Here is a 26642-nt window from a genome sequence, read left to right on the forward strand (position 1 = left end):
TTTGACTCAGAACATTTGCTTGTCGGAGGCCCGCAGGATGCGGGTCAGGAAGGCGTTGCAACAGGACGTTGCGCCTTTAGCCTTCCTTCAGTAAACAGTCGCCTTACGCTTTTCCAACCTCGCCGTGTTTCCTTTATCTCAGTCAAAGGCCGAAATAGGAACGTCGACTAAAACCGCCACATCCTCATGTCTTCATCGGCGGACCCACAACCTGTGGGCCTGCACATCGATGGTCAGGCGCTTGCGCTTTTGTTCTTATTTTGCAGTCAAAAACCTTCCAGATCCACTTACAAGCTGCTGAAGTCTCCTATAAAGCCTTCCATTCCAGTAAAAGAAATAACTAGTGACTCCGCCGTGCTTCATGATTTTTTTCGCAAGTGTTCTTACATCCTTTTGTTCGTTAACTTTACGATCCGATAAGTAAACTCCGAGAAGGCCGCGATTTATTAACTGATGAAATTTCTTGTCAGGTAAATTTTTCGTATGCTTGTCAGCCTCGTCCAGAAAGTGAATAAACCGATTTAGCATTTGGTCTTCGTCTTCATAATAAAAACAAAAATTCAAGTCCCCGCCCGCGCGGTCCTCATCTTGATCAATAAAATAATCAAGTAAAATATGCAAGCCTTGAATATAAGGAAAATATCCTTCGCGAATCATTTCCGCGTGTTTTTCTTCAAAATCATTACGCAAGGCATACGAAATTAAACAAAAGATCCCTAAAGTTGATCCAGAACAAGCTGAAAATTCATGCCATCCCATTTCAGGCAATAAATCCTTATACTCGGCAAACCATTCTTTTAAACGATCTTCCCGTTCTTCCCAACAAACATGTTTATGTATTTGCAAATCACAGTAATATTGACATAATTCAAGTAAAAACGGTTTTACGGCCTCATAATGAGGTACGTCCGCGAGTACATTTTGACATGTTTGCACTAGCTCGGTTAAATAACCGCCATCTTCCCTCTCCACTCTAAAACGATAATATTGTTTTGGCTCTTCCCCAACCGTCAAGGCATCCCTCATCGACTCGTGCAATGCGGCAAAATCCTTTGGATCAAGAGATGTGCTTCGATCACAAAGATTGTCTAAATAGTCGCTGATCGTTTGATATGCAACAATAAATTCTATCGCCGATTGCTTCCCATCATGAGCTGTAAGTGCCATAATTGCTCCGCCCTCACAATGAAATGTTTTATGTTCTATGCTAGCGAGGGCTTGCTGTCTTAATTCTATATCTGGAATAGCTGCTGCTCGCTCCTTCCAATGTGCTAATTCAGCATGAACGGCAGGCATTATTTTTCGATAAACTTGATTCATTAACGCTATTGGATGCAACGGCAAAGACATCTTCCAATCACCTCATCATCAATGCTCGCTTATTCAGTATATACATTATAACCTATTTGACGCAGCCATATCTCAACAAAGCTTTTTGCATAATCAAATATACGCTCTCTTTCAGGCTCGTTAAAAATTTCATGATAACAATTTTCCCATTCCTTATAAATCTTTTCCGAAATTTTCACCTGATTAAACCAATCCATTACATCGCGCTTATTCACAATTTTATCATCTCCACCTTGTAGAACCAATAAAGGAACATCGGGAAAGTTTGAAAGTTTTGTAAAGGCCGTTTTCATTGCCTTTAACAATTCTCGATACCAACGCACTGAAACCTTTGTAACGTAGAGACTGTCGTTATGGGCTCTCTCCTTAATTTCTTCATTTCTCGTTACAAGATCGATATCCATCTTGCTGCTAACTTTAAATTCAGGGAGAATCCAATTCAACCCGACAGATAAAGCATTGATGGGAACGGGGGGATATTCTACAAGCCCAAGACAAGGAGAAGATAATAATACACCTTCAATTTTCACTTCGATGTTTTGCAAAAGTCTAATAACAGTTAAAGCACCCATACTATGCCCAAGAAGAAAAATAGGCAATGCAAATCTTTCAGCTTCCTTTATCCAACTATAAACTTCTTTTATATACTCATCAAAGGAATCCACATGACCTCGACTGGATCTAGTTGTTAGCCCTTGCCCCGGCAAATCACCCATAATGACATGAAAACCATTCAGTCTCCAATTTTCAATTAGCCAACCATATCGACCATGATGTTCCATTGCTCCATGGACAATAACCATAACTCCCTTTGGATTTTGATAAGCTTCCCACTTTCGCACATAACCACCTCAGGTAATTGTTAAAAATATTCTACCCCCTTTTTTAACAAATGAAATATTTTCGACAAACAAAAAGAGTTTTCAACAAATTTGTAAATAATTTGTTACACTATAGATAGAAAAATTTAGAAAGAGGGATTATATTTGGCTATTTACCCTTATAAAGGAAAAAACCCCGACATCCATCCTTCTGTTTTTATCGCTGATTATGCTACGGTTACAGGAGATGTCAAAATTGGAGCAAAATCGAGTGTATGGTTCAATTGTTCTATTCGCGGAGATGTCGCTCCTACCATCATTGGTGAAAAAGTAAATATTCAAGATAACTCAGTCCTCCATCAAAGTCCTGAAAATCCTCTCATTATAGAAGATGAGGTGACAATTGGACATCAGGTTATTTTACATAGCTGCAAAATAAGAAAGAGAGCATTAATTGGGATGGGCTCCATTATTTTGGATGGAGCTGAAATTGGTGAAGGTGCTTTTATCGGGGCCGGGAGCTTAGTTCCACAAGGTAAAGTCATTCCACCAAATACACTCGCATTCGGACGCCCTGCAAAGGTCATACGAGAATTAAACGCTGAAGATATAAAAGATATGGAGCGAATTTCGAGGGAATACGCAGAAAAAGCAACATACTACAAATCTCTACAAAAAGATTGAAAAGACTTGATTATATTCCGATGTAATAGAAGAAGGTTACTTTCTAGTAATCATCCATTCATTATATCTAAAAGGTGATTGATTTATATGGAAACACTACAGTTCATATCGATAGCATGTGCTGTCGGTGTATTCATTTTTCTATTTGTAAAATTTAAAAGACAAACATTCATTTCCGGTTTCTTTTCTTTTATAGCAATTATCGTTTTTGGAGCCACGATCTATTTTTATGGAATAGACAGAACGTATAGTGAAAAGACTGAAGAAGCACCGCAATATATTAAAGCTGCAAACTCAACTGAGCAAAAAGAAAAAACAGCCATTATTAAGATAGAGAATAAAGTGTTGATTGACGCTCCTGTTATTAAGCAATTCCCAGAGCTGCCACGTGGCTGTGAAGTAACAACATTGGCTATGCTTTTAGGCAGTGCAGGGGTTGAAGTGGATAAAATGACCCTTGCTGAAGAAATCAAAAGAGATCCGACACCCCGTACGATAAATAATGGCGAAATCCATTTTGGCAATCCTCATAAAGGATTCGTTGGCAATATGTATACATTTAATGAGCCGGGACTTGGAGTATATCACGAACCGATCTTGGAACTTGCAGAAAATTATTTACCTAAGAAAATGGTTAATCTATCAGGACAATCCTTCGATGAATTAAAAATCCCCATTTCGGATGGTCGTCCCGTTTGGGTTATTATTAATTCTCAATACCGAGAATTAGAAGATTCATATTTTCAAATATGGCATACGAAAGACGGAAAAGTCCGAATTACGATGAAGGAGCATTCCGTGCTAATTACTGGTTATGACGATCAATTTGTCTATTTTAATGATCCGTTAACAGGCAAAAAAAATAAAAAAGCACCCATAAAAGATTTTGAAAAATCTTGGGTGCAAATGGGCAGCCAAGCGCTCACGTATTCATATTAGTGAGCGGTGGCTGTTTTATATTGATTTTGAAAGTCATATTGATTTTCCATATAGACCGAATGCCATACCATGAACACTACGACAGTCCAAATCTTACGACTATAGTCCATTTTTCCTTGGCAATGGTCTTCAAGCAAGTTCAGAACATATTGCTTATTAATAATATGATCCGTATCGCTTTCCTTAATGATGTTTTTTACCCAATCGTACATCTCATTTTTCAGCCAGTGACGGATTGGAACAGGGAAACCTAGTTTTTTACGATTCAATACATGATCAGGAACAATTCCTTCTGCCGCTTTCCGAAGGATGTATTTCGTCGTACCTTCCGCAGTTTTCAAACTCGTTGGAATATTGGATGCAACATTGAATACTTCTTTATCAAGGAAAGGTACTCTAAGCTCCAGTGAATGAGCCATCGTCATTTTATCTGCCTTAAGGAGGATATCTCCTCTCATCCAAGTGTGAATATCGATATATTGCATTTGATCTACTGGATCGTACCCAACTGTGTCAGCATATAAAGGTCTTGTTATATCACGATAATCGATGTTTTCATTATAAAATTTGAGCAAATTCCTTTTTTCTTCTTCTGAATACATTTTTGCATTTCCGATATAGCGTTCTTCCATTGGGGTAAGTCCACGCTCAATGAAGCTTTTTCCTTTTACTCCTTCAGGTAATACTTTCGCAAGACCACGAAGAAGTGATTTACCAACAGCAGGAATTTTATTAAACATTTCCAATGATTGTGGTTCTCGATAAATATTGTATCCACCGAATAACTCATCCGCTCCCTCACCAGAAAGAACGACGGTTACATGCTTCCGTGCCTCACGCGCCACAAAATATAAAGGAACGCATGCTGGGTCGGCAAGAGGATCATCCATATACCACATAATCTTCGGAAGTTCGTTCATATATTCCTCTGGTGTGATAACATAGCTTATATTTTCGACTCCAAGCTTATCAGCTGTATCTTTTGCCACAACAATTTCACTAAACCCATCGCGTTCGAATCCGACGGAGAATGTTTTAATATTCGGATGAAATTGTTTTGCAATGGATGCGATTATGGATGAGTCAATTCCACCTGAAAGGAAAGATCCAACCGGAACATCACTGCGCATATGAATATTAACAGAATCAAATAATACGTCTTGAATTTCCTTAATAAACTCTTTTTCAGATTTATAGACTGGATGGAACTGCGCCTTCCAATATCGAGAAATTTGCAATGGTTCCCCTATTTTTTTAATAAAATAATGACCTGGTTCTAACTTTTTTATCCCTACGGTCATGGACTCCGGCTCTGGAACGAATTGATATGTCATATATTGTTGTAATGCGTCACGGTTCAATTCGTTTTTGCCCATTGCAAGCAAAATGCTCTTTTTCTCAGAAGCAAAGAAGGTACGACCATTATCTTCAAAATAAAAGAATGGTTTAATACCAAATGGATCTCTAGCACCGAACAGCTGCTGATTTTCTTTATCCCAAATCATAAAGGCGAACATTCCACGCAGCTTTTCAACAGCTTTTTCTTTCATTTGGCTATATAAAGCGATGATAACCTCTGTATCCGAAGCTGTCTCAAACGTGATTCCTTCTTTTAAAAGTTCTTCACGCAATTCTACAAAGTTATATACTTCACCATTAAAAATAATCCAATATCGATCATTTTCATATGATAAAGGCTGTTTACCGCTTTCGATATCGATAATACTAAGCCTGCGAAAACCGAATTGTATATGTTCATCTGTAAAATATCCCTCATCATCCGGTCCACGATGAGTGATGATTTGATTCATTTGTTTAAATAATTCATGATCAGATTCGCGGTGTTCCGTAGCCTGATCATGAATGCAACCGATAAACCCACACATTTCTTTGTCACCTACTCTGAAATATTTCAAGCGCAATTGTTGCTTAAATGCGTTACATACTTGTTAATACTAACATTATTTTATCAAATTTGGCAGTAATATTTACAAAAAAAGAGCCGTATTTTTCATACAGCCCATTTTTCATCATTATTTGGTTATTGCTGTGCCGATTTTCTTATGGCTTCAGCTTTATCTGTTCTTTCCCAAGGTAAGTCTAAATCAGTACGACCGAAATGACCATAAGCAGCTGTCTTTTTGTAAATTGGACGGCGAAGGTCGAGCATCCGAATAATTCCTGCTGGTCTTAGATCAAAGTTTTGTCTGATTGCTTCAACAAAAACTTCCTCAGAAACTTTTCCGGTTCCGAATGTATCGACTGAAATAGAGACAGGTCGAGCAACGCCAATTGCGTACGCCAACTGAACTTCACAACGGTCCGCAAGTCCTGAAGCGACAATATTTTTTGCGACATATCGAGCAGCGTAAGCAGCAGATCGGTCAACTTTCGTTGGATCTTTCCCTGAGAAAGCACCACCGCCATGGCGTGCATATCCACCGTACGTATCAACAATAATTTTTCGGCCAGTTAATCCAGCGTCACCTTGTGGTCCTCCGATAACGAAACGTCCTGTTGGATTAATGAAGTACTTTGTTTCTTCGTCAATCAATTCAGCAGAAACAACAGGTGTGATGACAAATTCCTTAATATCACTTTTAATTTGTTCTAACGTAATTTCTGGATTATGCTGTGTTGATATAACAATTGTATCAATTCTAACCGGATTATTATGTTCATCGTACTCGACTGTCACTTGCGTTTTTCCGTCTGGTCGTAAATATGGTAAAACTTCTTCTTTCCGAACTTCTGAGAGCCTTCTTGAAAGCTGGTGTGCGAGCGAGATTGGAAGTGGCATCAGTTCTTTCGTTTCATTGCATGCATACCCGAACATCAATCCTTGGTCTCCCGCTCCAATTGCTTCAATCTCTTCCTCTGACATAGAACCTTCTCTTGCTTCAAGAGCTTGGTTTACTCCTGCAGCAATATCAGGTGATTGTTCGTCGATTGAAGTAATGACTGCACAAGTTTCCGCGTCAAATCCGTATTTCGCGCGAGTATAACCTACTTCTTTTATTGTATCTCTGACAATTTTTGGAATATCCACATAAGTGGTCGTCGTAATTTCTCCAGCAACTAGTACTAGACCTGTCGTAACAGAAGTTTCACATGCTACACGTGCATTTGGATCTTTGGATAAAATAGCATCTAGGATGGAATCCGAGATTTGATCACAAATCTTATCAGGATGCCCTTCCGTTACAGATTCTGATGTAAAAAGATGGCGAGTTTTAGACACGATGTTTCCTCCCTCTAACAGTATGGTTTCCCTATATAAGTAACGGTACTCAATTCCTTCATGATGATAACGACTACGTAATGATATTAAGGCATCTTTACCACTATTAACTCTAAAAAACGCAAGTCGCCTAAAAAATAAAAACCTTTCCTATTCTATACAATGAGGAAAGGTTTTGTTATCATTCGAGCCTTTCACTCTTATCGCCCAAGGCAATTGCCCTGCATCAGGTTAGCACCTTGCTAACAAATTGTCAGTAGGTTGCTGGGTTTCATAGGGCCTGTACCCTCCACCATCTCAGGATAAGAGTATCCGTTCAATCTAAAATAATAGCGTAATGGGCTTGACATTGTCAAATAAGAAAAATCATTGAATTTGTTTTTTTTCAAGGACTATTTTAAATATTGAATGTAAAAGATTATTAGCTTTCTACATCTTGACCTTTAGCTGGAAAAATAAGTTGGGCACGTGTCATTTGTTAAAAATAATATGGAGTAAAGGCCTTTAAACTGACAAGATTAACGATTTTCACTGAGAAACTGGCACTTTAAACGCTTTTATAATGACAGCATTCTCGTTTTCCACAAGGGTCACAGGCATTTTGACCGCTTCATCTGACTGTATTCGCGCTATCCACTGAGAGATGATCACTTTGGATACTTTATCAAATTTGCTCTTATTATTTAAGAGTATTTTCAAAGAAGCTTGAGAAGCTTAACATGCACACCCAAATGTTACTTAATTACTCGAATGCAATGCAGTCAGCTGATACAAAATCTTGGTCATTTCGTTTTCCCATTCAACTTTTTTAATAATGGCCGTTGCACGATAATCACTTTTTATTGAATGTCGAACCTCTAAAGGAATATCAATTGGGTACAGTCTGTAACCATTTTTTTCGAGCGTGAACATATTATCCTTTTCCCTTTTTTCCCTACCTTTTGTCACAATCATCGTATTTAATTCAAACGGCATTCCCATTCTTGATTCCCCCTTTTCCATTCCTACTTAATATATATCACATCTTTGTTTTTTCATCCAAAGGCAAAGGTCTCGAACGACTTCTCGATTTATAGCAGGCGGAAAATAATGAGTAAATTGTTTAAAATACCAAGTTTCTACTTGTTTTCCAAGTGATTGAAGCCTCTTTTCTAATCGCTTCGCATGTTCGACCGATACATTTTCATCAAGTTCACCGTGAATAATTAGGACAGGTGGCATCAAATTTTCTAATTCAAACAATGGTGTTCTGGATTCATATCCAGTTGGCTTTGTTTTCGGTGAGCCGCCAATGACACGCTTCATCATTCTTCTCATATCGTTTCGTTCCACGTATGTAAGTGAAAGATCAGACACTCCTCCCCACGTTACAACAGAGGCTGCTTTAGGAAATTGTATGGCTGTAAAAAGCGCCATGACGCCTCCTCTTGAGAAGCCAAAAATATGAATTCTGTTTTCTTGAACATTAGGGAGGTTTTTTAATAATTCGAATGCAGAAAATGCGTCGTGCCGATCCTCACCTGCAAAATCCTCGTTCCCTTCTCCACCACGATTCCCTCTATAAAAGGGGGCAAAGACTACAAACCCTTCTGAAGCAAATTGGGCAATTCTTGCAGGTCTGACCATTCCCACATTTTTTATTCCACCACGCAAGTAAAGAAACCCTTCATATATACCATTCTCTATCGGCTCCGCAAGTAAACCTTTTACCCTTAATCCTTGTGACATATAGGAGACTAAAAAAAGTCGAACTAGTGGATTAGGAGATGGAAAATGTTGTTTATCAATTAATGTTCCATTCATGCTAATAGAGGTCCCCTTTACTAAAGTGTGCATTCTTATAATTGTCAAGCGCCTATCCACTAGCAAACTCCTTGCCCTTTTCCCTACGATAAATCAAAGGGCAAAATCGGAACGTCGACGGACCACATCCTGTGGAACTGTACGTCGATGAACAGGCGCTTCCGCTTTTCTTATAGGCTATCACACATTTTAGCCCAATTCATACTATATGTTAGCCCAGATTAAATCACAAGGAGGATCGCACAATGAAGGCATGGATGAAAACTGGAATCGTAGTCATCATATCAACATTTATGCTTATTTCTATTACTGCTTGCTCACAAAAGGAAAGTAAAGTAAGAATTGCTGAAGTAACTAGATCAATATTTTATACACCACAGTATGTGGCCATTGAAAAAGGTTTTTTTAAAGATGAAGGTCTTGATGTTGAACTAACCACTGCCTGGGGCGGAGATAAAACAATGACGACACTGTTGGCAGATGGAGCTGACATCGCACTTGTAGGGTCAGAGACATCGATCTACGTTTATGCGCAAGGAGCATCTGATCCGGTTATAAACTTTGCTGGATTGACAAAAACGGACGGTACTTTCCTCGTTTCTCGTGAAAAAATTGACAATTTTGATTGGGATATGCTGAAAGGATCGACATTCTTGGGTCAGCGTAAAGGTGGAATGCCACAAATGGTTGGTGAGTTTGTATTAAAAAAACATGGCATCGATCCGCATGCGGATTTGGATTTAATCCAGAATATTGAATTTGCGAATATTGCAAGTGCTTTTGGTTCTGGAACAGGCGATTATGTCCAGCTATTTGAACCGACTGCATCAATTTTTGAAAAAGAAGGAAAAGGACATATTATTGCCTCTTTTGGTGAAGAGTCAGGAGAAGTTCCTTACACATCATTTATGGCAAAGGAAAGTTATATCGAAAAAAATAAAGAGATTGTAGAAAAATTTGTTCGTGCTCTCTATAAAGCTCAACAATGGGTCGATGAAAATAGTTCAAAAGATATCGCTAAAGTCGTACAGCCGTTCTTCGAAGATTCCGATCTTGAAACATTGGAGGTTGTAGTTGAACGCTACAAGAGCCAAGGTTCTTTTGCGAAAGAAATGAAAATCACAAAAGAAGGTTGGACCAATTTACAAGCGATTATGGAAGAAGCTGGTGAACTACCGGAAAAAGTTGATTATGAAAAGCTAGTAAATACAGAGATTGTTGATAAAGTAATGAAATAAAGAAATGCGCAAATGCCTTGCTAATCGACGTACAAACTTTAGGGCCTTTGACTGAGATAAAGGAAACACGACGAGGGACGAGTCGATGTTGACTTATCGTAGGGAAAAGGACAAAAAGTTTGCTAGTCGATAGGCATTGGAGCTAGACACTTATAAAGGAGGGCTTAAGCAATGGGTTTTTTAGAAGTTAAGCAGGTCGCCCACTTTTATTTTACTCCCTCCACTGCTACGAAAGCCTTGGAGGACATTTCCTTCTCCATTGAAGAAGGTGAATTTATCTCCTTATTAGGACCGAGCGGATGTGGGAAAACGACTATGCTATCCATATTAGCCGGTCTTTTCCCTCCAACAAGCGGCAATGTAACGATTGACCATGAATCGCCGGATGCTAACTCCAATTTAATCGGCTATATGCTTCAACAAGATTATTTATTTCCGTGGAAAACAATTGAAGAGAACATATTATTGGGACTAAAACTTAATGGTCGGTTAAGTGTAGAAACTCAGGAAGATGCACTACGTTTTCTAAAACAAATTGGGTTAGAAGGTGTTGAGAAACAATTCCCAAGACAGCTATCTGGAGGAATGAGGCAGCGTGCCGCACTAGCTAGGACAATGGCCGTAAATCCGAAGCTACTTTTATTGGATGAACCTTTTTCCGCCTTAGACTACCAGACAAAACTAAAACTTGAAGACCTAGTGTTTGAAACACTAAGATCCTATAAAAAAACAGCCGTGCTTGTAACTCATGATATTGGAGAGGCAATATCTATGAGTGATCGGATTTTGCTTTTCTCATCTAAGCCAGGGAGGATTCACAAAATATTTGAAGTACCTAAAGAACTTCGTGCTGTTTCTCCATTTAAAGTCCGTAGCATGGAAGGCTACAATGAAATATTTCAAACTATTTGGAAGGAGTTGGAGAGTCTTGAAGAAAATAACTGATCCACATCTCCTTCATGCAAAGTATAGACAAAAACTGGCCTTAGAAAAAAAATGGGTGTTATTTTACCAGTTATTAATCTTCATTTTCTTTTTTGCCTTCTGGGAAATGGCGAGCAGACTCCATTGGGTAGATCCTCTCATCTTTAGTTACCCTTCGAAAGTGGCAAATCTGTTTATCGAAAAAGTGGCCGATTCATCTTTATTTACTCATCTTAGTGTTACTGTATTCGAAACATTGTTAGGATTTATTGTAGGGACAGTCCTTGGCACTATTCTTGCTGCAATTCTTTGGTGGTCCCCATTTTTATCAAAAATACTCGATCCCTATCTCGTCATTTTTAATGCGATGCCTAAAGTGGCACTTGGCCCAATCTTAATCGTAGGGCTCGGACCGGGTTTTACATCCATCATCGCGATGGGAGCGATTATTTCAGTCATCATCACAACCATCGTCGTCTATACTTCTTTTCGCGAGGTGGATGGCAACTACTTAAAGGTTTTAAGAACGTTCGGTGCCTCAAGAAGGCAAATCTTTCAAGAAGCAATTTTACCAGCATCTTTTCCGACCATTATTTCTACTTTAAAAGTAAATGTTGGCTTATCTTGGGTAGGTGTCATCGTTGGAGAATTCCTAGTTTCCAAAAAAGGACTTGGATATATGATTATATATGGTTTCCAAGTGTTTAACTTCACACTTGTGATGCTTTCCCTTCTACTCATCGCTATTGTAGCCACGATCATGTATAAAGTTGTAGAGTGGCTGGAAAAAAAGCTGATAAAAGACGCCGGAGAATAATGTGGCTGTCTCAAATGAGGCAGTCTCCATATTTCTCTATTATTTTGCCAATGGCAAGTGAAACAACCTTGTCTTTCATAATAAAACTATATTCCGGATTCATTAACTCTTCTACGAGATTCCCTCCTTTTAAGACAGGCCCATTCGTTTCCATAAAATGATCCCTTTTTTCCAAAGTGCGAATTTCAGCATAAAAAACTGCTTTTACAAAAGGAATGTTTTGTTTATCTTCTACGTAATACTCACCTATGTAGTCCAACGATTCTGCAACGCCGCCAGTTTCTTCATTTACTTCCCTTTTAGCCGCTTCTTCGATACTTTCCCCTGATTCCACTTTACCTCCTGGAAATTCCAGACCTCGAATAGGGTGTTCAGTTAGCAGCCATTCCCCTTTATAGCGAGATAGAACTAATACGTGGCGTACTTCAAGCGGGAATGCATTTTTTTCAAAAGAAAAAACGACTTTATTTCCATTTGTATCGAAAAATTCTAACACAAATATCACTCCTCTTTCTCACTATATGATAATGTAGTTATGGAGAAAAGAGGAGTGCATTATTAATCATTCACTTGTAAAATTGTTTAAAATGTCCATACTTTCTATATGGTTTCTAGCTTCTTCATCACCAAGTTGATGAATCATTTCATAAACTTTTATCAAATTTTCATCGTGAATATCGTTGGTTGAATCGTTATGATATTCTACAAATGGTACGTGAGTCCGTAAAAAATCGTCTACACTATTCTCTTGATTAAAATCAAATAATTGTCTTAATCGAGTAATTTCATCATCAGTTGCTTGTATCATAAATTCCCAAGGTGAGGCATTCGGAACCGTCATTATTTCTCCTGCACCTACTGATATATAATAGGTCTTTTTATTTTCCAAGGTAAGTACCTCCTAATTGACTGAAAATACTATGCATATTTTGCCGCACAGCTACTAATTTTATTCTTAACAAGGATTCTCGAAGTTTTTTCGATTGTATCTATCAAATTTCGGGTATAGAAAATTATGGGTTGCTAGAAACTCTCATATATGGGATGATATTTTATGGTAAAGAGGTGACATGAATGAGATTGGTGGACGAACTATTCGCCATGTATCGTAATAAAATTACAGATGATGAAGAAGATTTAGACATGATTACATTTGCAGTTTTAGAACATTATAACCGCAATGAATTGATGGAGATTGTAAAAGACATGGATGAGCATGAACTCCAATATTTCATCCGTTTGTACTTGCTGGAAACACTTAAAGGGAAATTTGCCCAATTAGATGGAACTCATTATACAAACTCCAGACATCTACACTGATAGGATACATAAAAAATTCCTGAAAAAAACTTGGCTATTGTGCCAAGTTTTTTTCTTATTTATGAAATTATAAATTTGAAACGCGTTGGATAACTTTATAAAGATGAGTTTACGTCTAGCTCCAGCGCCCATCGACTAGCAAACTTCTTGTCCTTTTCCCTACGATAAGTCAACATCGACTCGTTCCTCGTCGTGTTTCCTTTATCTCAGTCAAAGGCACTAAGTTTGTACGTCGATAAACATGCGCTTCCGCTTTTGTTATTATCCAAGATATGCTTTTAACATCCAGTTATGCTTTTCTAGACTTTGTTGCATCGCGATTAACATATCACTAGTTGGGTCGTCTCCCATATTGTCTGCTACTTCAATTCCCTCTTTTAATTCAGTAATCAAAACAGAAAAATCATCGACAAGAGATTGAATCATTTGATTTGCATCTTCAATGCCCTCAGCCTCTCCAATACTGGACAACTCAAGTGCCTCTTTTAATGTAGCAATGGGGCTTCCATCAAGTGCAAGGATTCTTTCGGCAAGTTCATCGATATTAGCATCCGCTTCATTATACAATTCCTCCAATTTTGCATGGAGAGAAAAGAAATTAGGTCCTTTAATATACCAATGATAATTATGTAGCTTCATGTAGAGAACGGTCCAATTTGCTACTTGCTTATTGACTATTTGAACCATCTTAGTTGTATCTGACATTTTTATCATTCCTCCTATCGTTACTTTACCCTGCGTGTCCTTTTTCCAAACAATTGTATTTTCTCCTTACTCATTCAAAATATGTTAAAATCACACTATATCCTTCACGAAAGAAGCGATGATGTTGAAAAACATATTTATCATGATTATTCGATTTTATCAAAAGGTTATATCGCCATTAAAACCACCAACTTGCAGATTTTATCCAACCTGTTCACAATATGGGATTGAAGCGATTCAGCGTTTTGGTGCATTGCGCGGTGGGTTCCTGACTATAAAAAGAATCTTAAAATGCCACCCTTTCCATCCTGGAGGCATCGATCCAGTCCCTGAAAAAAAGCACTAATATTTTGCCAGGATTGGAATGTTGTTGCTGCTTAACGTTTCTTTTCCTCTCATAACAACCATCACTTAGCCAAAAATATTGTTGTATCCTATTCTGAAAAGGAGTGATACAGTTGGCTGATGATGTATTATGTGAAGTAGAAAACTGTCAATATTGGGCAAAAGGCAACCGTTGCTCAGCGGATCAAATTTATGTAGTAAGCCACACAGGAAAAAAAGCAGAGACTGAGCGTGAAACGGACTGCCAAACGTTTAAACATAAATGATAGGGAAAAGTGCAAGCGCCTTGTTCATCGACGTACAGGCCTACAGGATGTGGGTCCGTCGCCATCGCAACAGGGTGGCGGTTCTAGTCGACGTTCCTCTTCGGCCTTCGACTGAGATAAAGGAAACACGATGAGCTACGAAAAGCGGAAGGCGCCTGCAGCTGGACCTATAAGGTGAATCGATGTTGACTTACGCAAAAGAGAAGGACAAGAAGTTTGCTACTCGATAGGCGCTGGAGCTGGACAGCGACAGTCTTTGTTCAAAGAATACCAATTTAAAACAAATTATACTTTCTTTTACGATACAAAAACTAAAGAAGGGAAGGCGAGTGTTATACTCCCTTCCCTTTTACATATTCTTCATAAGAAATCGTAACTTCTTTTAATCTTTTACGATTGATCGAAAATCCAATTCCAGCTCCCGTTGGCACTGAAATCATTCCATTATTCACTTCAACAAAAGGTTCAATGATATCTTTTTCCCAATAATGTTGAGAAGATACAATATCACCCGGTATTGTAAAACCTTCTAGCGTAGCAAGGGCGAGATTATGGGCTCGTGAGACTCCAAATTCAATCATTCCTCCACACCATACTTTGATATGATGTTCAACGCATAAATCGTGGATACGTTTAGCATTTTCCAACCCGCCGACTCGCCCCATTTTAATATTTATGATTTGGCAGCTGCCTAGCTTGATAGCACTATACGCATCGTGAAAACTAGTTATACTCTCATCCAAACAAATGGGAGTCGAGATATGCTTTTGCAATGTGGCGTGATCCACCATATCTGTTACGGAAAGAGGCTGTTCAATCATCATTAATTGGAAGTCATCTAACGCCTTCAACTGCTCTATATCATCCAGTGTATAAGCCGAATTCGCATCAGCCATTAGTGGAAGATTGGGATATTCCTTTCTAACTGCTTTCAAAAAATCAATGTCGTTACCAGGACTTATCTTTACTTTTATTCTTTGATAGCCCTCTTCTTGAAATTTTTCAATTTGTTTTATTGCTGCTTCTGCATTTTGTGTTGCGACAACAGCACCAGTAGGAACTTCCTTTCGACTGCCTCCAAGTAATTTAGAAAGTGGCTCAGCTTGCTTTTTTGCGTATAAGTCCCAAATAGCCGTCTCAATCCCAGACTTAGCCATTTCATTCCTTCGTATTGAATCAAATAGGCTAGAAACTTCATTTGGATGATTGATTTCTTGATTAAACAGTCCAGGAATTAAATAATCGTTTAAAATATGCCATTCAGTTTTTGTGGTTTCCTCTGTGTACCATGGAGATGAAAAAGCTACCGCTTCACCAAATCCGGAAACACCATCCCGGTCGATCACCTCGATGATGATTGATTGCCTATTTCCTAAGGTCCCAAGATGGGTAGTGAATGGCTTTTTTAAAGGCATTTCTATAATTGATAAACGGACACGCTCTATATGTAACATTTATTTTATTCCCTCGATTAAAAGTCGTAATTTTTCACGTACTAATTTATTCGCGGCATTCCGTGGCAATTCCTTTACTTGTATGAATCGCTTCGGAATTTTATAAGAAGCCAATCTCTCTCGGCAAAATTGGAGCAGTTCTTCTTCCGAAAAAGCCTTCCCTACAATAAAAGCATACGCCACTTGTCCCCATGTCGGATCACTAATTCCCACAACTCCAGCTTCATCAATCGCCTCATGAGCTATCAGCACAGCTTCGATTTCAGCAGGATACACATTTTCTCCACCTGATATGATTAAATCAGAGCGGCGATCTTGCACATATAAAAATCCATCTTCATCTAAATATCCAAGATCTCCTGTTAGAAACCAACCATCTTGTAAAAAATGCTTCTGATTTAAGTACCCCGGTGTAATATTCGGTCCTTTTAGTGCAATTTCTCCAGTTTCTCGAGCGTCCGCTGCTTTACCATCGGTCCTCACGATTTTTATTTGTGCTGGAAATAATGGTTTCCCCGCTGATCCAAGCTTTGCGAAACTATCCTCAGGTGATAACGTAACGATTTGGGAAGCCGTTTCCGTCATCCCATACGTTTGAAAAACAGGGATATTCTTAGCTGCACATTTTTCTAACAGTGGCAGTGGCGCTGGACCTCCTCCAAGCAACATGCACCGGAAATTTTCATGATAAATTTCATTTTGTAAATCCGTCAGCATTCGATTTAACGTGGCAGTGACGACAGACATAATCGTTACTTTTCCACTTTGCAAAAACAAATTAGCTTGCTTTTCATTGAAATCTTCCATTAGGAATACTGGAATTCCATATATGACACTTCTCATAAGAATAGAAAGACCGCTAATATGAAAAATAGGTACTGCACAGAGCCATGCATCATTTTCTTGCAGCCCAAGATTTAATGATGAGCCAGTAGCACTCCACCAATGATTTCCATATGTTTGTCGAACCCCTTTCGGTTTACCGGTAGTTCCCGAAGTGTACATAATGGAACAAGTTTCATCAAGATCAAAGTCCGAACGAACATTACCTAACTTCTTTTGAGAAGAGGTCATGATATTTTCAATTGAATAAGCATTTAGATCAATAGAAAGATACTCAAGATCTTTTACAGTTGTATAAAAGTCTTGATCATATAATAAAACCGATGAACCACTATCTTTAATCTGATAGCTTAATTCAGATGCTGTTAGACGACTATTAAGAAATACAATTTCAGCTCCTATCGATTGAAGAGCGTGAATCAAAAATACAGTCGTTTGCCTATTTTTGACAAGGATAGCGACCCTTGACTGACGAGACACGGAATATCCACTTATTTTCGTTGCCAGCTCATGAACAATATCTTTCATTTCGCGAAAAGTCCAGGTTTGATCATTAAAGACCAGCGCCGTCCGTTCCGGTGTCAGATAGGCTCTTTGCAGAAGCCAATTTGGAATCATTTCTCCCATAATGTGGGGGCCTCCTAAAAATAAAATAAGAGCCTGAATGGGAATTTCCATCAGGCTTAAAATTTAGCGTATTAAGGGAATCTCGGAAATTGCCCAAAGTCCGGCTTGCGCTTTTCTTTAAATGCATCGCGTCCTTCTTTCGCTTCATCCGTCGTATAATAGAGAAGTGTTGCATCGCCTGCTAATTGTTGAAGGCCCGCAAGACCATCGGTATCAGCATTAAAAGCTGCCTTTAAGAAACGTAATGCAGTTGGGCTCTTTTCAAGCATTTCTTCACACCATTTTACTGTTTCTTCTTCTAATTGTTCAAGAGGAACCACAGTGTTGACTAGCCCCATATCAAGAGCTTCCTGTGCATTATATTGACGGCATAAGAACCAAATTTCTTTCGCTTTTTTATGGCCTACAATACGAGCCAAATAACCGGAACCATATCCAGCATCGAAGCTTCCTACTTTTGGTCCTGTTTGTCCGAATATCGCATTATCAGCAGCAATTGTTAAATCACAGACAACATGAAGAACATGTCCTCCTCCGATTGCGTACCCTGCAACCATGGCTACTACTGGTTTCGGAATCACTCTAATAAGTCTTTGCAAGTCGAGGACGTTTAAACGTGGAATATTATCCTCTCCAACATATCCACCATGACCGCGGACCTTTTGATCTCCACCCGAGCAGAATGCTTTTCCGCCCGTACCTGTTAAAACAATGACACCAACATTTTCATCATCACGTGCATATGCAAATGCGTCGATCAATTCCATAACCGTTTTTGGTCTAAATGCATTATGTACTTCTGGTCGATTAATTGAAATTTTAGCGATCCCATTATATGTTTCATATAAAATATCTTCGTATTCTCTTTCCTTTGTCCAATTAAATCCCATTTTTCATTTCCTCCTTTTATGAAATTTTACACAAAAACTCCTTCACTATTGTACCAAATTTTTTGGGAACCTCCACGTGAATTGCATGTCCCACTTCATTTACTTCGATAAGATCCGCATTTTGGATTAATAATTGCATTTCTTGCGATATCCTGCAAAACTTCGGATCCAAATCACCACAAATTAATAGTACAGGCATATCCAATATTGCAAGCTCCTCCCAATACGAAGGCTGCGCACCTGTTCCCATTCCTTTTAAGCTGTTCGCTAAACCGGTTGGGTTGTTTGCAAGTCGTTGTTGCTGAATTTGCTCACGATCTAGAGTGTTTAGATTTTTTTCTTGGGTTTTAAATAAAGGGATATTTCCCCAGTAATCAACAAATTTTTCTATTCCGTCTCGCAAGATTTTATTACTAAGCTGTTCATCTGCTTGGACACGTAATCTCCTCTCTTCTTCCGTCCTTAATCCTGGAGATGCGCTCTCAAGAACGAGACTTTTCACTCGTTCAGGGTTAGCAATCGCATAGCTTAGAGCAAGCCTTCCCCCCATTGAATAACCGAGGATATGAGCTTTTTTTAACGATAGATGGTCCAAGATACCACTTATTTGGGAAACGACCTGTTCTATTCTGTAGTTTCTTACATCTGGCGGAGATGAAGTTTTTCCATGACCGATAATATCAATAGATATGACTTTAAAAGAATCGATTAAATATTGTTTTATTGGATTCCATGTTGAATGATCACCTGTAAACCCATGTAAAAGTATGACGGGTTCTCCATTTCCGGAAACCTCATAATAATAATCAATGCCATCGACCATTATATTCATTTTTCCGCATCCTGTAGGAATAAATTTATTTCCTGGGAAACCTTCTGCCACATTTCACGATGAGAGGTCAAATTTCTTTCACGATCTGTCGGAATTTCGATGACATTTAATCCTTCGTAACTAACTGAATCTAAAATGGCCATTTTTAACCCCTCCCAGTCGAGGATTTTTGTATATTGGCCGTGATACATCTGTACTGCATGTTCATAATTCAAGCCGGTAGGTGTTCCAAATAACACTTCAAAATGCTTCGGCTCACCATACTGGGGTAAATACGAGAAGATTCCGCCCCCGTCGTTATTTAGCAAGATAACTGTAATATTTAATTTGTGTAATTTTGCCATCAATAAACCATTTAGATCATGAAAAAACGAAAGGTCCCCAATGACGAGAAACAGCGGTCGTTTATAGACGGATGCCCCTAGGGCAGTTGATACAACTCCATCGATTCCATTCGCTCCTCTATTGGCCATCACCATAATATTTTTACTATTTTTATGAAAAAACGAATCGATGTCCCTAATCGGCATACTATTTCCTACAAATACGGTGCTGTCAACAGGAAGGAGATTTACAAGCTCATAGACTGCTTTTCCTTCTTCTAGCTCTTCCGTTAATTGCATATGGTCTGATATCGTTTTTTTCGCTATTTCATCCATTGCCAACCATGTTGAAAGCCAGTTAGATGACTTCTTCTCTTGGATCAATATAGCAAGCTCAGTACAGAATGCTGTTTCGTTACAATGTATCATGGTTGTCCCAACATAGTTCGGATCTTTCCATTGCGAACCACTATCTACAACAATATGCTCCGAATCATATAGACTTTTCATAAAGATTGAGAGCGACTTTGATACCGGCGCTCCCCCAAAACGGATAATCACTTCCGGTTTGAGTTCATCCACAACTTTATTCACTCTTAAAATGGCGTCATAACTATCGATGACAGTCGTTGAAGACATAGAACTACTTCTTAGCTGTGAAAGTGGATCGGCTAAAATCGGAAAACCGAGCTTTATCGCTAAAGTTGTAACAGCTTCAGTGAAACCATCTTCTTCGATTTTACCGCAGATGATTAACCCTCTTTCTACTCCCTGGAATTGTTCAGCAAGGTTCTTTAACTTTTCATATGGAAGAAAAAGGATGCTTTCTTCAATAATAATGGTAGTCTCTTCATCATTAAATGGATAAGGATCAAGCAAAGGAAGAAGAGGTTCTCGCAAAGGAAAATTCAAATGAACTGGACCTTTATCATGCCCTATTGCTTCCTTAACTGCTCTTATTGCCGTTGTTTTCGCATAACGAAGCTGAGTTGCTCCAGATTCAGGCAACGCCATTTCTGCAAACCATTTTACATGGCGACCATATAAATGCAGTTGATCAATAGCTTGTGGTGCACCTACGTCGCGAAGCTCATGAGGACGATCCGCTGTCATCACAATGAGTGGCACACCTGAAAGACTTGCCTCTATGACAGCAGGATAATAATTGGCAGCGGCAGTTCCTGAAGTGCAAAGCAAACCAACTGGATTTCCTGAAGCTTTTGCAAGTCCTAAAGCAAAAAATGCAGCAGAGCGTTCATCCACATTCATATACACTTTTACGTCACGATGCTCTGAAAACATTAATGCGAGAGGAGTCGAGCGTGAGCCAGGGCTAATGACAACATCTTTTATCCCAGCTTGGACAAGCCCCGTTATAAATGCAGCAAGATATTTTGTAAGTGCCTCCTGATGGCTCATAAACTCTCTCCTCCGGTTGCCTTTAACATAGGTTGGAATTTAATTCTCGTTTCTTTTAACTCATCTTCCGCAACGGAATCAGACACTAGTCCGCATCCAGCATATAAAAATGCTTTTTTACCATTTAATAAGCCTGAACGGATGCCAACAGCAAATTCCCCATTCCCTTGATAATCGGTCCACCCAATCGGCCCAGCATAAAAACCCCGGTCCATGTTTTCTTTTTCACGAATGATCTCTAGAGCTGCATTTGTTGGAACTCCCCCTAAAGCCGGAGTTGGATGCAATTTCTCTACCACATTTAATATTGAAAAATCATTATTTGCTTTTCCCGTTACAGGCGTATATAAATGTTGTATGTCTGGTGTTTTCATAAGGATTGGTTCATTAGGGATATTGATTTCAGCGCAATAAGGCTTAAGTGCATCTTCTACCATTGATACGACTAACTCGTGTTCAAATCGGTTTTTATGATCTTTTAAAAGCGTTTCTCCGAGCTTTTGATCTTCTTGTTCATCATGATTTCGACCGATTGAACCTGCTAAACATGTAGATAAAACATGATTACCTGTTTTTTTAATTAGCCTTTCAGGGGATGCACCTAGAAAACAATAATCTCCCACTTCAAGTGCAAATATAAAACTTGTTGGCTGTTGTTCAATTAATTGTTCTATGACGTAAGAAGGTTGAGCATTGTTTTCAAACTCTAGTAATAGCTTTCGTGCCAAAACAACTTTTTTAACATCCGTCGTCTTTAATACATGAACAATTTCTTCTACTGAACGAAGCCATTTATTTGGCGCTACTTCTTCACTTGACTTAATTTTAATAGGAATTACTGACGATGAATTATTTTTTTTCCTTAATTGTTTAACGAATTGGTTTCCCTCTGTACGAAGCGTATCAATATTAATTCGATCGTCTTCAGAGACTACATTAATCGTCAAATAATATTGGTTTTCTGCAACAGTTAACATATATGACGGCAAATATAAAATAGAATGTCCATAATTTTCCCATTCCATTTCGTTGTTACTATATGGATCGAACGAAAATCCTCCAAATAAAAGCGGTCCTGTACCAGGGACTCCTGAAGGATTATCAATTTCCGCCTCTTTAATGAGACGATTCCATTGGTTGTTTGTTATCTGAAATCTTTTATCAGCATCATCTGCTGAAATGGATGCGGCAATTCCTAGTCCTACTGTCCATAAAAGTCCATCAGAGCTTTTCCAAAAAAATCTATTTCCTTTAAAAGTAGAAGATTGATAATTAAAAAAGTCTAAAGGATCATAAAAATCTATGGGGAACGTATAGCTTAAAAGTTTATTTTTCCCATTAAGTTTATTCTGTAAAATATCACGGGACTTCTGTGTTAATAATTTTGTCAACATAATCTCTCCAAAAACATTATTACTAATTCACTTCTTTATTATATATGAATATTGATGCTAAATGTAGCAATCGTGCTTATGGAAAACATTTCTCACAATTACCTAATGAAATGGATTGACACGAGCCTACTCATTACCTACACTTTAATAGGTGAAGATGTTTCGTTACACGGATTTATAATTTCGATTACTTTTTTATGTATCATTTTAAGGGAGAGACAAGTAATGAATTTACAAACTAACAGTGTCGTTCATCCAGATAAAGGTTGGCGGGTTTGGTGGCAATTAAGTCGCCCACATACATTGACAGCCGCTTTTATTCCGGTTTTATTAGGAACGGCATTGGCGATACAAAATGGCCCGATTCATATTCCGATATTTATTGCAATGCTCGTCGCAAGCTTGCTCATACAAACAGCAACGAATATGTTTAACGAGTATTTTGATTATGCTAGGGGCCTTGACAATGAAGAATCCGTTGGGATCGGCGGAGCCATCGTTCGAAACGGAGTAAAGCCAAAGACTGTTCTAAACTTAGGATTTCTTCTTTTCGGAATATCCATCCTATTAGGTTTTTATATTGTAATAAGCAGTAGCTGGTGGATTGCTGTAATTGGTCTAATTTGCATGGCAGTAGGATACTTCTATACAGGTGGACCAAAACCGATTGCATACACTCCGTTCGGTGAATTAATGTCCGGATTTTTTATGGGTGTTGTCATCATACAAATTTCTTATTTTATTCAGACTGGTTCTATTTCAACAATCAGTATTCTTGTGTCCATCCCAGTGTCCATTTTGATTGGTAGTATTATGCTAGCGAATAATATACGGGATTTGGATGGAGATCAAGAAAATGGCCGTAAAACACTGGCAATCATTATCGGAAGACAAAAAGCCATTGGCCTTTTAGCTGCTATGTTTATCATTTCATACAGTTGGATCATCTTTTTAATACTTTTTACAGAAACATCTTTTTGGCTATTAATAACCTTTATCAGTATACCTAAAGCTTTGAAAGCTGTTAAAGGATTTATTGGAAAAACAGAACCGCTACAAATGATGCCAGCGATGAAAGCTACAGCACAAACGAATACAATATTTGGTTTTCTTATGGCAGTTGGACTTTTCATAAGCTATTTTTCTTAAAACACTTGTCTTTATAGCAAGTGTTTTTTATTATGTTTACTATTTTGTAAAAAAAGGAAACTATAAGGAAATGGTTGTTTACAAACAATAGGTTCATACTAAAAAGGAATTGATAAAAAGGACGTGATTGATATGTTGACACAAGAGCAACTAGAACATTTAAAAAATGAACTTTTAGAGATAAAAAATCAATTAACAGAAGATACTCATCAAGATGAAGGTACGGTCGAAAGCGCAAACGCAAGAGAAAGAGAATTATCCATGTACGATAACCATCCTGCAGATATGGGAACTGAGCTTTTTGAACGGGAAAGAGATCTGGCTTTGCTTAATCATTCTGAATCGGAACTAGTAAAAGTAAACCAAGCACTTGAAGCAATAGAAGCTGGAACGTATGGAAAATGTGAAATTTGTGGAAAGGATATACCTTATGAAAGACTAGAAGCTATTCCAAATACTACTTTTTGTGTAGAACACTCGCCAGAACAAATTTTACACGAAGACCGCCCTGTTGAAGAACAATTATTGAAACCGGCAACAGATAATTCTTTTGCCTTCCGCGACAAGAGAAGTGCTGTAAAAGATTATCAAGATAGTTTTCAGGAAGTGGCGAAGTACGGTACATCTGAAACACCCTCTGATTTTGAAGGAGACTTTAATGATTATAATGATCTGTACGAAGGTGAAATAAAGGATGGATTTGTTGAGGAATACGAAACCTTTACCGGAACTGATATAGACGGAAAAGATGTAAAATCCTACAATTCTGAAGAAAAAATGGAGTATGAAGAGATATTGGATAAAGAAGGAATTGAAGCACCGTTTGGAGATGTTCCATATAAATATTCGGACGGCTATGTTGATGATGAAGACTAGATTTCAATAACGATAATTCATATATAAAAAAAACCATCTGATTATAATCAGATGGTTTTTTAATGAGATGACCCCTACGGGATTCGAACCCGTGTTACCGCCGTGAAAGGGCGGTGTCTTAACCGCTTGACCAAGGGGCCAAAAAACAATATGTATGGCGGAGAAGGAGGGATTTGAACCCTCGCGCCGCTTACGCGACCTATGCCCTTAGCAGGGGCACCTCTTCAGCCTCTTGAGTACTTCCCCACACAGAACTCCGCAGGTAGGATTCGAACCTACGACCGATCGGTTAACAGCCGATAGCTCTACCACTGAGCTACTGCGGAATGGTGGGCCTGAGTGGACTCGAACCACCGACCTCACGCTTATCAGGCGTGTGCTCTAACCAGCTGAGCTACAGGCCCATATTAAAATATGGAGCGGGTGAAGGGAATCGAACCCTCATCAACAGCTTGGAAGGCTGTGGTTTTACCACTAAACTACACCCGCATATAAATCATATTAATACAAAATATTTTGGGGCGACTAGTGGGAATCGAACCCACGATGTCGGAGCCACAATCCGATGCGTTGACCATTTCGCCATAGCCGCCATTCTTTTGCATCGTATAATTTAAATGGTGGCTCAGGACGGAATCGAACCGCCGACACAAGGATTTTCAGTCCTTTGCTCTACCGACTGAGCTACTGAGCCTTTTTTAAAAAATAATGGCGGTCCCGACGGGAATCGAACCCGCGATCTCCTGCGTGACAGGCAGGCATGTTAACCGCTACACCACGGGACCATATAGCCTAGTAAATATTGAATTTACTAGAATTGCGGGGGCAGGATTTGAACCTGCGACCTTCGGGTTATGAGCCCGACGAGCTACCAGACTGCTCCACCCCGCGATAATAATAAGATAAAACATATGGCGGAGGAAGAGGGATTCGAACCCCCGCGCGGTTTAACCCGCCTGTCGGTTTTCAAGACCGATCCCTTCAGCCAGACTTGGGTATTCCTCCACGAATAAAAGTGAAATGGTGGACCTTGTAGGACTCGAACCTACGACCGGACGGTTATGAGCCGTCTGCTCTAACCAGCTGAGCTAAAGGTCCAATAATATGGTAGCGGCGGAGGGGATCGAACCCACGACCTCACGGGTATGAACCGTACGCTCTAGCCAGCTGAGCTACGCCGCCATATTGTTATTTTACATAAAAATGGTGGAGCCTAGCGGGATCGAACCGCTGACCTCCTGCGTGCAAAGCAGGCGCTCTCCCAGCTGAGCTAAGGCCCCAATCAAATATTTGAAGTGGTCGGGAAGACAGGATTCGAACCTGCGACCCCTTGGTCCCAAACCAAGTGCTCTACCAAGCTGAGCTACTTCCCGAAATACTTATTAAACAACTATTGGCGCGCCCGAAAGGAGTCGAACCCATAACCTTCTGATCCGTAGTCAGACGCTCTATCCAATTGAGCTACGGGCGCATGTATGGGATGTATTTCTCTCTTGAACTGAACGATTTTAGCATTAACAAAAATCGTTTTATGCCGAGGACCGGAATCGAACCGGTACGGTAGTCACCTACCGCAGGATTTTAAGTCCTGTGCGTCTGCCAGTTCCGCCACCCCGGCGTATGTTGGAGCGGAAGACGGGATTCGAACCCGCGACCCCCACCTTGGCAAGGTGGTGTTCTACCACTGAACTACTTCCGCGTGTTAACAACGCTCAAAAATTTACTAATGCGGGTGAAGGGAGTCGAACCCCCACGCCTTGCGGCACTAGATCCTAAGTCTAGCGTGTCTGCCAGTTCCACCACACCCGCGTTATGGTAAGTTATTTTGCCTTCGGCAAAAAACTTTGGTGAGCCATGCAGGATTCGAACCTGCGACCCTCTGATTAAAAGTCAGATGCTCTACCGACTGAGCTAATGGCTCGTACATATTCTAGAAAACTGGTGCCGGCCAGAGGACTTGAACCCCCAACCTACTGATTACAAGTCAGTTGCTCTACCAATTGAGCTAGGCCGGCTTATTATGGTGGAGGATGACGGGATCGAACCGCCGACCCTCTGCTTGTAAGGCAGATGCTCTCCCAGCTGAGCTAATCCTCCAATATATAGGATATAAGAGTGAATGTGTAACGATAAAACGTCGTGTACTTAACATTACTTTTCATTTATCCAATTAGTTTGCCTGGCAACGTCCTGCTCTTGCAAGGGGAGGCCCCTTACTACCATCGGCGCTGAAGAGCTTAACTTCCGTGTTCGGGATGGGAACGGGTGTGACCTCTTCGCCATCGTCACCAGACATTTCATAATCGACATATACTATTATAATATGTTTTATGTATTTTTCAAGAGAAATTTTTCATTCCCTCAAAACCAAATAATAGAGAA

At 39.3% G+C, this 26642-nt stretch carries 25 protein-coding genes, 21 tRNA genes, 1 rRNA gene and 1 riboswitch; of the genes, 10 read left to right on the forward strand and 37 right to left on the reverse strand.

Features of this window, described 5'->3' with window-relative positions; genetic code table 11:
• Positions 1-255: 255 nt before the first annotated feature.
• Both KHA97_RS08405 and KHA97_RS08410 read right to left on the reverse strand, forming a co-directional pair.
• The gene (locus KHA97_RS08405) at positions 256-1350 is read right to left on the reverse strand and encodes a tetraprenyl-beta-curcumene synthase family protein (RefSeq protein ID WP_213124230.1); all 1095 of its coding nucleotides are present in this window, start codon (positions 1348-1350) and stop codon (positions 256-258) included.
• A 29-nt stretch (positions 1351-1379) separates the two neighbouring features.
• Positions 1380-2192: an alpha/beta hydrolase gene (locus KHA97_RS08410; protein ID WP_213124231.1), complete on the reverse strand. Its 813-nt coding sequence runs from the start codon at positions 2190-2192 to the stop codon at positions 1380-1382.
• A 144-nt stretch (positions 2193-2336) separates the two neighbouring features.
• Between KHA97_RS08410 and KHA97_RS08415 the strand changes: the two genes are divergently transcribed.
• Together KHA97_RS08415 and KHA97_RS08420 are read left to right on the forward strand one after the other, a co-directional pair.
• Entirely contained in the window at positions 2337-2855 is a 519-nt protein-coding gene (locus KHA97_RS08415; protein ID WP_213124232.1) for a gamma carbonic anhydrase, read from the forward strand.
• A gap of 87 nt (positions 2856-2942) precedes the next feature.
• Positions 2943-3794: a C39 family peptidase gene (locus KHA97_RS08420; RefSeq protein ID WP_213124233.1), complete on the forward strand. Its 852-nt coding sequence runs from the start codon at positions 2943-2945 to the stop codon at positions 3792-3794.
• Here KHA97_RS08420 and asnB read toward each other — a convergent pair.
• The 4 genes from asnB to KHA97_RS08440 form a co-directional block, all read right to left on the reverse strand.
• A complete protein-coding gene (gene asnB, locus KHA97_RS08425) occupies positions 3791-5680 on the reverse strand; it encodes an asparagine synthase (glutamine-hydrolyzing) (protein WP_213124234.1) in 1890 nt (629 codons plus the stop codon). The two genes, KHA97_RS08420 and asnB, sit on opposite strands and share 4 nt — an antisense overlap.
• Before the next feature lie 155 nt (positions 5681-5835).
• Positions 5836-7035 (reverse strand): methionine adenosyltransferase, encoded by a 1200-nt coding sequence (gene metK, locus KHA97_RS08430; RefSeq protein WP_213124235.1) that lies wholly within the window; start codon positions 7033-7035, stop codon positions 5836-5838.
• Positions 7036-7232: 197 nt separating this feature from the next.
• A riboswitch (SAM riboswitch) is annotated at positions 7233-7344 on the reverse strand.
• Between the two features lie 429 nt (positions 7345-7773).
• Positions 7774-8016 carry a DUF2584 domain-containing protein gene (locus tag KHA97_RS08435; protein ID WP_213124236.1) on the reverse strand — a complete coding sequence of 81 codons (243 nt, stop codon included), beginning with the start codon at positions 8014-8016 and terminating at the stop codon, positions 7774-7776.
• Positions 8017-8043: 27 nt separating this feature from the next.
• On the reverse strand, positions 8044-8838 hold the full coding sequence (locus tag KHA97_RS08440) for an alpha/beta hydrolase family protein (protein ID WP_213124237.1): 795 nt from the start codon (positions 8836-8838) through the stop codon (positions 8044-8046).
• Positions 8839-9083: 245 nt separating this feature from the next.
• On the opposite strand from KHA97_RS08440, the gene KHA97_RS08445 reads away from it, so the two are divergent.
• From KHA97_RS08445 to KHA97_RS08455, 3 genes are all read left to right on the forward strand, one after another.
• Positions 9084-10076: an ABC transporter substrate-binding protein gene (locus KHA97_RS08445; protein ID WP_213124238.1), complete on the forward strand. Its 993-nt coding sequence runs from the start codon at positions 9084-9086 to the stop codon at positions 10074-10076.
• 171 nt (positions 10077-10247) lie between these two features.
• Complete coding sequence (locus KHA97_RS08450; RefSeq protein WP_213124239.1) at positions 10248-11021, forward strand: ABC transporter ATP-binding protein; 774 nt, start codon at positions 10248-10250, stop codon at positions 11019-11021.
• Positions 11005-11817: an ABC transporter permease gene (locus tag KHA97_RS08455; RefSeq protein WP_233713341.1), complete on the forward strand. Its 813-nt coding sequence runs from the start codon at positions 11005-11007 to the stop codon at positions 11815-11817. The genes KHA97_RS08450 and KHA97_RS08455 overlap by 17 nt, the downstream gene beginning before the upstream one ends.
• Positions 11818-11827: 10 nt before the next feature.
• Here the strand turns inward: KHA97_RS08455 and ytkD are convergent, their stop codons facing one another.
• Together ytkD and KHA97_RS08465 are read right to left on the reverse strand one after the other, a co-directional pair.
• Positions 11828-12313 (reverse strand): RNA deprotection pyrophosphohydrolase, encoded by a 486-nt coding sequence (gene ytkD / locus KHA97_RS08460; protein WP_213124241.1) that lies wholly within the window; start codon positions 12311-12313, stop codon positions 11828-11830.
• A 66-nt stretch (positions 12314-12379) separates the two neighbouring features.
• Positions 12380-12706, reverse strand: a complete 327-nt coding sequence (locus KHA97_RS08465; protein WP_233713342.1) for a hydrolase — start codon at positions 12704-12706, stop codon at positions 12380-12382.
• A 185-nt stretch (positions 12707-12891) separates the two neighbouring features.
• Here KHA97_RS08465 and KHA97_RS08470 point away from each other — a divergent pair, with 185 nt between their 5' ends.
• Entirely contained in the window at positions 12892-13137 is a 246-nt protein-coding gene (locus KHA97_RS08470) for a DUF6154 family protein (RefSeq protein WP_213124242.1), read from the forward strand.
• 261 nt (positions 13138-13398) lie between these two features.
• On the opposite strand, the gene KHA97_RS08475 is transcribed toward KHA97_RS08470, so the two are convergent.
• Positions 13399-13842: a Dps family protein gene (locus tag KHA97_RS08475; RefSeq protein WP_213124243.1), complete on the reverse strand. Its 444-nt coding sequence runs from the start codon at positions 13840-13842 to the stop codon at positions 13399-13401.
• A gap of 121 nt (positions 13843-13963) precedes the next feature.
• Here KHA97_RS08475 and yidD point away from each other — a divergent pair, with 121 nt between their 5' ends.
• Both yidD and KHA97_RS08485 read left to right on the forward strand, forming a co-directional pair.
• Positions 13964-14188: a membrane protein insertion efficiency factor YidD gene (gene yidD / locus KHA97_RS08480; protein ID WP_407657997.1), complete on the forward strand. Its 225-nt coding sequence runs from the start codon at positions 13964-13966 to the stop codon at positions 14186-14188.
• A 112-nt stretch (positions 14189-14300) separates the two neighbouring features.
• Positions 14301-14453, forward strand: a complete 153-nt coding sequence (locus KHA97_RS08485) for a DUF1540 domain-containing protein (RefSeq protein WP_213124245.1) — start codon at positions 14301-14303, stop codon at positions 14451-14453.
• 332 nt (positions 14454-14785) lie between these two features.
• On the opposite strand, the gene menC is transcribed toward KHA97_RS08485, so the two are convergent.
• From menC to KHA97_RS08515, 6 genes are all read right to left on the reverse strand, one after another.
• Positions 14786-15907, reverse strand: a complete 1122-nt coding sequence (menC, locus tag KHA97_RS08490) for an o-succinylbenzoate synthase (protein ID WP_213124246.1) — start codon at positions 15905-15907, stop codon at positions 14786-14788.
• Positions 15908-17377 (reverse strand): o-succinylbenzoate--CoA ligase, encoded by a 1470-nt coding sequence (locus tag KHA97_RS08495; protein ID WP_233713343.1) that lies wholly within the window; start codon positions 17375-17377, stop codon positions 15908-15910. It lies immediately after the preceding gene.
• Positions 17378-17448: 71 nt separating this feature from the next.
• On the reverse strand, positions 17449-18267 hold the full coding sequence (menB, locus tag KHA97_RS08500) for a 1,4-dihydroxy-2-naphthoyl-CoA synthase (protein WP_213124247.1): 819 nt from the start codon (positions 18265-18267) through the stop codon (positions 17449-17451).
• A gap of 16 nt (positions 18268-18283) precedes the next feature.
• Positions 18284-19099, reverse strand: coding sequence for a 2-succinyl-6-hydroxy-2,4-cyclohexadiene-1-carboxylate synthase (gene menH / locus KHA97_RS08505; protein ID WP_213124248.1), 816 nt, complete (start codon positions 19097-19099; stop codon positions 18284-18286).
• The gene (gene menD, locus KHA97_RS08510; RefSeq protein WP_213124249.1) at positions 19096-20841 is read right to left on the reverse strand and encodes a 2-succinyl-5-enolpyruvyl-6-hydroxy-3-cyclohexene-1-carboxylic-acid synthase; all 1746 of its coding nucleotides are present in this window, start codon (positions 20839-20841) and stop codon (positions 19096-19098) included. Before menD ends, menH begins: the two co-directional genes overlap by 4 nt.
• On the reverse strand, positions 20838-22232 hold the full coding sequence (locus KHA97_RS08515) for an isochorismate synthase (RefSeq protein ID WP_213124250.1): 1395 nt from the start codon (positions 22230-22232) through the stop codon (positions 20838-20840). Before KHA97_RS08515 ends, menD begins: the two co-directional genes overlap by 4 nt.
• 228 nt (positions 22233-22460) lie before the next feature.
• On the opposite strand from KHA97_RS08515, the gene KHA97_RS08520 reads away from it, so the two are divergent.
• Positions 22461-23384 (forward strand): 1,4-dihydroxy-2-naphthoate polyprenyltransferase, encoded by a 924-nt coding sequence (locus KHA97_RS08520; protein WP_213124251.1) that lies wholly within the window; start codon positions 22461-22463, stop codon positions 23382-23384.
• A 132-nt stretch (positions 23385-23516) separates the two neighbouring features.
• Positions 23517-24260, forward strand: coding sequence for a TraR/DksA C4-type zinc finger protein (locus KHA97_RS08525; RefSeq protein ID WP_213124252.1), 744 nt, complete (start codon positions 23517-23519; stop codon positions 24258-24260).
• 68 nt (positions 24261-24328) lie between these two features.
• On the opposite strand, the gene KHA97_RS08530 is transcribed toward KHA97_RS08525, so the two are convergent.
• The 22 genes from KHA97_RS08530 to rrf form a co-directional block, all read right to left on the reverse strand.
• Positions 24329-24400: transfer RNA gene (locus KHA97_RS08530), tRNA-Glu, on the reverse strand.
• Between the two features lie 15 nt (positions 24401-24415).
• Positions 24416-24506 (reverse strand) — tRNA-Ser (locus KHA97_RS08535).
• An 8-nt stretch (positions 24507-24514) separates the two neighbouring features.
• Positions 24515-24586, reverse strand: a tRNA-Asn gene (locus KHA97_RS08540).
• 1 nt (position 24587) lies between these two features.
• Positions 24588-24664, reverse strand: a tRNA-Ile gene (locus tag KHA97_RS08545).
• Between the two features lie 11 nt (positions 24665-24675).
• Positions 24676-24749: transfer RNA gene (locus KHA97_RS08550), tRNA-Gly, on the reverse strand.
• Between the two features lie 28 nt (positions 24750-24777).
• Positions 24778-24852: transfer RNA gene (locus KHA97_RS08555), tRNA-His, on the reverse strand.
• A gap of 26 nt (positions 24853-24878) precedes the next feature.
• Positions 24879-24954: transfer RNA gene (locus KHA97_RS08560), tRNA-Phe, on the reverse strand.
• 15 nt (positions 24955-24969) lie between these two features.
• Positions 24970-25045 (reverse strand) — tRNA-Asp (locus KHA97_RS08565).
• A 32-nt stretch (positions 25046-25077) separates the two neighbouring features.
• Positions 25078-25151 (reverse strand) — tRNA-Met (locus tag KHA97_RS08570).
• Between the two features lie 21 nt (positions 25152-25172).
• A tRNA-Ser gene (locus KHA97_RS08575) sits at positions 25173-25265 on the reverse strand.
• Positions 25266-25281: 16 nt separating this feature from the next.
• Positions 25282-25358, reverse strand: a tRNA-Ile gene (locus KHA97_RS08580).
• A gap of 7 nt (positions 25359-25365) precedes the next feature.
• A tRNA-Met gene (locus KHA97_RS08585) sits at positions 25366-25442 on the reverse strand.
• A 22-nt stretch (positions 25443-25464) separates the two neighbouring features.
• Positions 25465-25540 (reverse strand) — tRNA-Ala (locus tag KHA97_RS08590).
• A 16-nt stretch (positions 25541-25556) separates the two neighbouring features.
• Positions 25557-25633, reverse strand: a tRNA-Pro gene (locus KHA97_RS08595).
• Between the two features lie 21 nt (positions 25634-25654).
• Positions 25655-25731: transfer RNA gene (locus KHA97_RS08600), tRNA-Arg, on the reverse strand.
• 61 nt (positions 25732-25792) lie between these two features.
• A tRNA-Leu gene (locus tag KHA97_RS08605) sits at positions 25793-25878 on the reverse strand.
• 6 nt (positions 25879-25884) lie between these two features.
• Positions 25885-25959: transfer RNA gene (locus KHA97_RS08610), tRNA-Gly, on the reverse strand.
• 28 nt (positions 25960-25987) lie between these two features.
• A tRNA-Leu gene (locus KHA97_RS08615) sits at positions 25988-26069 on the reverse strand.
• Between the two features lie 36 nt (positions 26070-26105).
• A tRNA-Lys gene (locus KHA97_RS08620) sits at positions 26106-26181 on the reverse strand.
• Between the two features lie 18 nt (positions 26182-26199).
• Positions 26200-26275 (reverse strand) — tRNA-Thr (locus KHA97_RS08625).
• A gap of 6 nt (positions 26276-26281) precedes the next feature.
• Positions 26282-26357 (reverse strand) — tRNA-Val (locus tag KHA97_RS08630).
• A gap of 80 nt (positions 26358-26437) precedes the next feature.
• Positions 26438-26553 (reverse strand): 5S ribosomal RNA (gene rrf / locus KHA97_RS08635).
• Positions 26554-26642 lie beyond the last annotated feature (89 nt).

Origin of the sequence: Lederbergia citri, assembly GCF_018343625.1 — a bacterium.
Lineage (GTDB): Bacteria > Bacillota > Bacilli > Bacillales > Bacillaceae_C > Lederbergia > Lederbergia citri.